Below are 1,758 nucleotides of genomic sequence, written 5' to 3' on the forward strand. Positions count from 1 at the left end.
CGATGGGCGCACCAGCAGCGGCGTGCTGATCGCCGCGCCCGCCGGCAGCACCGTCAACGCGGTCGCCGACGGCACGGTGGTGTTCTCCGACTGGATGACCGGCTACGGCATGATCCTGATCGTGGACCACGGCAATGGCTACATGAGCCTGTACGCGCACAACGACACCCTGCTGCGCGACGCGGGCGCCAAGGTCAAGCGCGGCGATGCGGTGGCCAAGGTCGGCAATTCCGGCGGGCAGGGCCGCCCGGCGCTGTACTTCGAACTGCGTCGCAATGGCCAGCCGGTGGATCCGGCGTCGTGGCTGCAGCGCCGCTGAGCCACGCCGGCGCGGCGCGTTCAACGCGAATTTAGCTCGGCTTCGCGCATAATCCGGACAACCGCGCCGTGCACGGTGCGGGTCTTCCCCAATCGGAGTGCTTCATGCGCGTAGTCCTGTCCGCAGCCCTGTTGCTCGCTCTGGCGCCGCTGCCGTCGATGGCGCAACGCGCCGAGGCGCAGACGCCCACGGCCCCGGCGGCCAGCGCCGATGATCCGGATTCCACCGAATCGGCCAGCGCCAAGGTGCCGCTGGACGAGATCCGCCGCTACGTGGCGGTCTACAACGCGGTGAAGGAAGCCTACGTCGATCCGGTCGACGACAAGAAGCTGATGCAGTCCGCCATCCGCGGCCTGCTGCTGGACCTGGATCCGCACAGCACGTATTTCAGCAAGGAAGACGCCGAAGCCTTCGACGAGCAGACCAGCGGCGCCTACGACGGCATCGGCGTGGAGCTGCTGCAGCTGCCGGACAACACGCTCAAGGTGGTGTCGCCGATCGACGACACGCCCGCCGCGCGCGCCGGCCTGCGCTCGGGCGACATCATCATCGCCATCGACGGCAAGCCGATCAGCGCGGTCAAGGCGATGGAGCCGCTGCGCGGCGAGCCGGGCAGCAAGGTCGTACTGACCATCGCCCGCGACAAGGTCGCCAAGCCGTTCGACGTGACCCTGACCCGGCAGACCATCCGCGTGGCCAGCGTGCGCAGCCGCATGCTCGAACCCGGCTACGGCTATATCCGCATCAGCACCTTCCAGGCCGACACCGGCGCCGATTTCCACAAGCAGTTGCAGCAGCTGCAGGCGCAGGCCGGCGGCAAGCTGCGCGGCCTGGTGCTGGACCTGCGCAGCAATCCGGGCGGCCTGCTGACCGCGGCGGTGCAGGTGGCCGACGACGTGCTCGACAAGGGCACCATCGTCAGCACCCGCGGGCGCATCTCGGTCAGCGATTCCAAGTTCGACGCCACCCCCGGCGACCTGCTCAACGGCGCGCCGATGGTGGTGCTGGTGGATGCCGGTTCGGCCAGCGCCTCGGAAGTGCTGGCCGGTGCGCTGCGCGACAACAAGCGCGCGCGCATCGTCGGCAGCCGCACCTTCGGCAAGGGCTCGGTGCAGACCGTGCTGCCGCTGGACAACGGCGACTCGGTCAAGCTGACCACGGCGCGGTACTACACCCCCAGCGGCAAGTCGATCCAGGCCAGCGGCATCGTGCCCGACGTGGTGCTGCATCCGGAGGCCAGCGCGGACGATGCCGACAAGCCGGCGGCGATCGCCGACTACAGCGAAGCGACCCTTCCGGGCCACCTGCATGGCGACGACGAGGGTGCCGAGGGCTACACCGCCGGCGACGTGCTGCCGGGCGACGGCCCGATCGCGCAGGCGCTGGCCGAACTGAAGCAGCCCGGCGCGGTGGCGCGGGCGGCCGCGGCGGCACCGGCC

2 protein-coding genes are annotated in these 1,758 nt (G+C 70.1%); both read left to right on the forward strand.

The window, feature by feature from the left end; genetic code table 11:
• Positions 1-319, forward strand: a 319-nt coding sequence (locus D588_RS25045) for a peptidoglycan DD-metalloendopeptidase family protein (RefSeq protein WP_043085365.1), incomplete at its 5' end; no start/stop codon positions are given.
• Positions 320-423: 104 nt separating this feature from the next.
• Positions 424-1,758 (forward strand): S41 family peptidase (locus D588_RS0116000; protein WP_026143781.1); only part of this gene is annotated, 1,335 nt, incomplete at its 3' end.

Origin of the sequence: Xanthomonas sp. SHU 308 (assembly GCF_000364645.1) — a bacterium.
In the GTDB taxonomy this organism is placed as follows: Bacteria; Pseudomonadota; Gammaproteobacteria; order Xanthomonadales; family Xanthomonadaceae; genus Xanthomonas_A; species Xanthomonas_A sontii.